Raw genomic sequence first — 5,959 nt, forward strand, 5'->3', positions numbered from 1 at the left:
GCGGCCTCGGCACCCAGCCCGCCCGCGCCGGTGACGAGCACCGTCCCGTGCGGAACCCAGCTCCGCCGTGCCGTGACCCGGACGAGCCTGCGGGCGAACACGCCGCCATCGCGCAGCGCCACCTCGGGTTCCCCGCTCGCGACGGCCGCTCCGAGGTCGGGCACGTCTCCGGTGACGCGGATGAGCCCGCCCCACCGTTCGGGGACCTCCAGAGCGGCGGTACGGCCGAGGGCGGCGATGGCTTCGGTATGCTCACCGTCGTCCGGGACCACGAACCACAGCGGGCGGTCGGTGTGCTGCAGCAGTGCCAGCGCCTCCGCCGGGGTGGCCGGGCTGCGGGGGACCCAGTCGTCGGGGAGGTCGGCGGGGTCCGGGGTGATCCGCTGCCAGGTGACCTGGTAGAGCCAGTCCGGGGTGTCGTCGCCGGACCGGACGGCGGGACCCAGCCAGTACCGCTCGTGCTGGAAGGCGTAGGTCGGCAGGTCGACGAGGCGACCGCCCTCGGTGAACGGGGTCCAGTCGACCGGGCAGCCACCCGCGTGCAGGGTGGCGAGGGCGCGGACGGCGGTCTCCGCCTCGTCGCGGTCCCGCACCTGGGCGGAGACGCAGCCGTCCACGGCCGGCGTGAGCGCGGCGTCGGGGCCGATCTCGACGATGTGCGCGGCATCGAGGCGTGCGGCGCCGTCGGCGAACCGGACCGGGCGGCGCAGGTTGTCGAGCCAGTAGCCGGTGTCCGAGGGGTCCCTGTCCCCCGCGACGCCGACGAAGTCGACGGCCGCGGGGTTGAGGGTGAGCGAGTCGAGGACGTCGGCGAGTCCGGGCAGCACCTCGTCCATGTGCGCGGAGTGGAACGCGTGGCTGACCTTCAACAGCGACGCCTGCACGCCCCGTGCCTTGTGCTCGTCCACCAGCGCGGCGACCGCGGCGGCGTCACCCGAGACCACAACGGAGCCGATGGAGTTGACCGCCGCGACCTCCACGCCCTCGGGTGCGACGAAGTCGGCCTCCGCGACCTCCAGGGCGGCCATCGCGCCCCGGATCCGCACCGAACCCATCAACGCGCCGCGCGCCACCACCAGCCGTGCGGCGTCGCCCAGCGAGAGCACACCGGCCGCCCAGGCGGCCGCGATCTCCCCGACGGAGTGGCCGATCACCACATCGGGCCGCACGCCCCAGGACTCGAACAACCGCACCAGGGCGACCTCGAACGCGAAGATCCCCGGCTGCGCGAACCGGGTCTCGTCCAGCCGCTCGCCGCTGACCACCGCGGCCCGCACGTCGGCGGGGAACAGCGCCAGCACCTCGTCCCACGCCCCCGCGAACACGGGGAACGCGGCAGCGAGAGCGCGCCCCATCCCGGCCCGCTGCGCTCCCTGACCGGTGAACACGAACGCCGTCCGCCCCCGCACGGCGCTCCCCCGCGCCGCCAGCGAATCCAGCCCCGCCACCAGCTCGTCGAATGTGCGACCCACAGCGACACCCCGCCAGGCCAGGCACGCCCGCCCGTCGATCAGCGTCTTCGCCACGTCCCGCGGGTCCTCCGGTCGCGCCCGCAATCGCGTGGCCAACCTGCGAGCCTGCTCCCGCAGCGCCTCCGGGGTCCGCCCCGACACCGGCCAGGCGAACACCCCGGCCGGACGCTCGCGCTCGGGCTCGGTGCTCTCCGGCGCCTGCTCCAGGATCGCGTGCGCGTTGGTGCCGCTGATCCCGAACGATGACACCGCGGCCCGGCGCGGCCGGTCCAGCGCGGGCCAGGGCCGGGATTCGTCGAGCAGGTCGATCGTGCCGTCGGACCAGTCGACGTGGGTGGAGGGCTCGTCGAGGTGCAGGGTCCGGGGGAGAACGCCGTGCTGGAGCGCGCCGATGACCTTGATGACCCCGGCGATGCCCGCGGCGGCCTGGGTATGGCCGATATTGGACTTGATGGAGCCGAGAAACAGCGGCTCGGAGCGGTTCGCGCCGTAGGTGGCCAGCAGCGCCTGCGCCTCGATCGGGTCGCCGAGGACGGTGCCGGTGCCGTGTGCCTCCACGAGGTCGACGTCGGCGGGCTTGAGCGCGGCCGCGGCGAGTGCCGTCCGGATGACCCGCCGCTGGGACGGGCCGTTGGGCGCGGTGAGGCCGTTGGACGCGCCGTCGGAGTTCACCGCGGTTCCGCGGATCGTGGCGAGCACACGGTGGCCGTGCCGGCGGGCCGTGGACAGCCGCTCCAGCAGGACGAGGCCGACACCCTCGCCCATGCCGGTGCCGTCGGCGGAGTCCGCGAAGGACTTGCAGCGCCCGTCCGGGGCCAGGCCGCGCTGGCGGGAGAACGCGGTGAACACCTCGGGCGTCGGCATGATCGTGGCACCACCCGCGACGACCCGGGAGCAGTCACCACGGCGCAGGGCGTTGACGGCGAGGTGGATCGCGACGAGCGACGACGAACAGGCCGTGTCGACGGTCAACGCCGGGCCCTCCAGGCCGAAGGCGTAGGCGATACGCCCGGAGATGACGCTGCCCGCGTTGCCGGTGAGCAGGTGCCCCTCGACTCCCTCGGGGATGTCGTGGGCGGCCGAGCCGTAGCCGGAGTAGGCGGCACCGACGAGGACGCCGGTGTCGCTGCCGCGCAGCCCGGCCGGGTCCGCACCCGCCCGCTCGAACAGCTCCCAGGTGACCTCCAGCAGCTGCCGCTGCTGCGGATCCATCGCCAGGGCCTCACGCGGGGAGATGCCGAACAGGGCGGGGTCAAAATCGCCCGCACCCGCGAGGAACCCACCGTGGCGGGTGTAGGAGGTACCGGGGTGGTCCGGATCGGGGTGGTGCAGATCGGCGGGCCAGCCCCGGTCGTCGGGGAACGGCTCGACCGCGTCCACGCCGTCGGCCACCAACCGCCACAGATCCGCAGGGGACCGGACTCCGCCGGGGTACCGGCAGGCGGCGGCGACCACGGCGATCGGCTCGGTGTCGCGGGCCCGGTGGGCGCGCAGCTTGGTGTCGGTCTCCTCCAGCTCCGCGGTGACGCGGCGAAGGTAGTCGGTCAGCTTCTTCTGCTGGTCGGTCATGGCAGCCTCACACACTTTCCGAGCGACCGAAGCGCTGGTCGATGAAGTCGAAGATGTCCTCGTCGGCGACGTCCGCCAGGGCCTGCCCCGGGTTCTCGGCGGACTCGTCCGCCACGCTCTTGGCCTCGGTCCAGCGGTCCAGCAGCTCGCGCAGCCGGGCGGCGACGGCGTCACCGGTGCTCTGGTCGGCGGACGCCGCGGCGGCGTCGAGGGTCGCCGCCATCCGGTCGAGGTCGGCGAGCACGTCCCCCGCCGGGGCCGCCGTCGCGGGCACGCCCAGCTCCTCCTCAAGGTGCGCGGCGAGGGTTACGGGCTCGGGGTGATCGAACACGAGGGTCGCGGGCAACTTCAGTCCGGCGGCGGCCCTCAACCGGTTGCGCAGCTCCACGGACGTGAGCGAGTCGAACCCGACGTCCTTGAAGGGGCGTTCCGGGTCGACCGCCGACCGATCAGCGAACCCGAGCACGGCGGCGACGTGATCGCACACGAAGTCCAGCACGAGTCCGCGCCGGGCATGCGGGGCCGTCGCCGCCAGTCGCTGCGCCAGCGACACCTCGGCGGTCGGGGCCTCCACGGTGCGGCGTGCGGTGGCGTTGGTCATGGTGCGGACCAGGCCGCGCAGGATCGGCGGCACGGTCGCCCGAGGCGCCAGGTCGAGGCCGACCGGCACCACGATCGGCTCGTCCACCCGCAACGCCATGTCGAACAGATGCAGAGCCTCCGCAGTGGACAGTGGGTGGACGCCGCCGCTGCCGAGCCGTGCCCGGTCGACGTTCGCGGTGAGACCGCTGGCCTCGTCCCACAGCCCCCAGGCCAGCGAGACTGCGGGCAGGCCGTGGGCGCGGCGATGACCGGCGAGCGCGTCGAGATAGGCGTTGGCGGCGGCGTAGTTACCCTGCCCCGGACTACCGAGAGTGGCTCCGGCGGCGGAGAACAGCACGAACGCGGCCAGGTCGCTGTCCCTCGTCAGCTCGTGCAACGCGGTGGCGGCGTCGACCTTCACCGGGAGAACCGCGTCGACGCGCTCGGGGGTGAGCGTGTCCAGAGTGCCGTCGTCCAGTGCGCCCGCCGCGTGGATCACGGCGGTGAGCGGATGCTCAGCGGGAACCGCCGCGAGGACGGCGGCCAGCTCGGCCCGGTCGGTGACATCACAGGCGGCGAGCACGACCTCGGTTCCGGCGGCGCGCAACTCGTCGGCGAGCTCGGTCGCCCGGTCCGCGGAACGGGCCGCCAGCACGAGGCGCCGGACGCCGTGGTTGGCCACCAGGTGCCGGGCGAGCAGGGTCCCGAGTGTGCCGGTGCCGCCGGTGATCAGGACGGTGCCGTCCGGGTCGAGCGGCGCCGGGGTGGTCAGCACGACTTTGCCGGTGTGCCGGGCGTTGCTGACGAACCGGAACGCGTCGCGCGCACGACGCACGTCGAACGTCCGGCGGGGCAGGTGGGCGAGAACACCGGCGGCGAACAGATCCAGGATCTCGCGCAGCATTTCACCGATCCGCTCGGGCCCGGCGTCAGCGAGCAGGTCGAAGGCCCGGTAGTCGATGCCGCGCAGGCCTTCGCGGATGTCGGTCTTGCCCATCTCGACGAACCGGCCACCCTCGCGCAACAGCCGAGCCGAGGCATCGACGAACTCACCCGCGAGCGAGTTGAGCACGATGTCCACCTCGCCGAACCGGTCGGCGAAGTCGAGATCCCGCGAGGACGCCACCTGCTCGACGCCCAGCGCCCGCACCGCGTCCCACTTCGCCGGGGCCGCGGTACCGAACACCGTGGCGCCCCAGTGCCGGGCGAGTTGCACGGCGGCCATGCCCACACCGCCCGCAGCCGAGTGCACCAGCACGGATTCCCCGGCCCCGACACCCGCGAGGTCTCGCAACCCGTAGTAGGCGGTGAGGAACACGATCGGAACGGCCGCCGCCTCCTCGAAGGTCCAGCCCGAGGGCAGCGGGGCGAGCATCCGGGCGTCGGCCAGGGCGTAGGTGCCGAAGCCACCGGTGAACATGCCCAGCACCCGGTCACCCGGGGCGAGACCGGTGACCCCCTCGCCGACGGCGGTCACCACTCCCGCGCCCTCGCCACCGAGCCGCGCCCGTTCCGGATACATGCCGAGGGCGATCAGCACGTCGCGGAAGTTCAGCCCGGACGCCCGCACGGCGACCCGCACCTCGCCCGGCCGCGGCTCGGCGACCTCGTCGGCGCAGTCGACGGCGGCCAGCGCGTCGATCGTTCCCGGCTCCGTCGTCTCGACCCGCCACACCGGTCCCGGCGGGACCAGGGACGCGCTCGCGGCGACCCTGGCCAGGCGGGGAACGAGGACGTCGCCCTCGCGGACGGCCAGCAGCGGCTCGTCCGTGGCCAGCGCGGCGGAGAGGTCGGCGTCGTCGGTGTCGACGTCGATGAGCACGACGCGGCCCGGTTGCTCGGCCTGCACGGACCGGACCAGGCCCCACAGCGGGGCGTGCGCGAGGTCGAGCACGTCCTCGGCGTCCCGTACCGCGACCGCGCGCTTCGTCACGACGGCGATCCGGGAGTCCTCGGACGCCAACAGGTCCCGCAGCCGCGCGAGGGTGTCGACCACAGCGTCCCGCGGTGTGGTGGCATCGGTGCGGCGGAGGACGACGGTGTCGTCCCGGTGCTGCCCGGCGGGCGCGGCCGTCCAGGTGGGCAGATAGAGGGATTCGGACGCGGCCGCGAGTGATTCGGCGGTCATCGTGCGCGACACCAGCGATTCCACCGTGAGCACGGGCGCACCCGCGGTGTCGGTGAAGGTCAGGGAGATCGCATCGTTCCCGACGGGACGCAGCGCGACGCGCAGGGCGATCGCACCGGTGGCGTGCAGGGCGGCGCCGCGCCAGGAGAACGGCAGGCCCCCGCCCGGCCCGTCGAGCGCGTCGAGCAGGGCGACGTGCAGACCCGCG

2 protein-coding genes are annotated in these 5,959 nt (G+C 74.0%); both read right to left on the reverse strand.

Annotated features, from left to right (window positions below; genetic code table 11):
- The coding region (locus tag SACPADRAFT_RS25105; RefSeq protein ID WP_007026125.1) for a type I polyketide synthase at positions 1 to 3,041 on the reverse strand (3,041 nt) is incomplete at its 3' end.
- A 7-nt stretch (positions 3,042 to 3,048) separates the two neighbouring features.
- A partial coding sequence (locus tag SACPADRAFT_RS25110; RefSeq protein WP_198048247.1) for an SDR family NAD(P)-dependent oxidoreductase occupies positions 3,049 to 5,959 on the reverse strand: 2,911 nt, incomplete at its 5' end.

The organism is Saccharomonospora iraqiensis subsp. paurometabolica YIM 90007 (assembly GCF_000231035.2).
Classification (GTDB): domain Bacteria; phylum Actinomycetota; class Actinomycetes; order Mycobacteriales; family Pseudonocardiaceae; genus Saccharomonospora; species Saccharomonospora paurometabolica.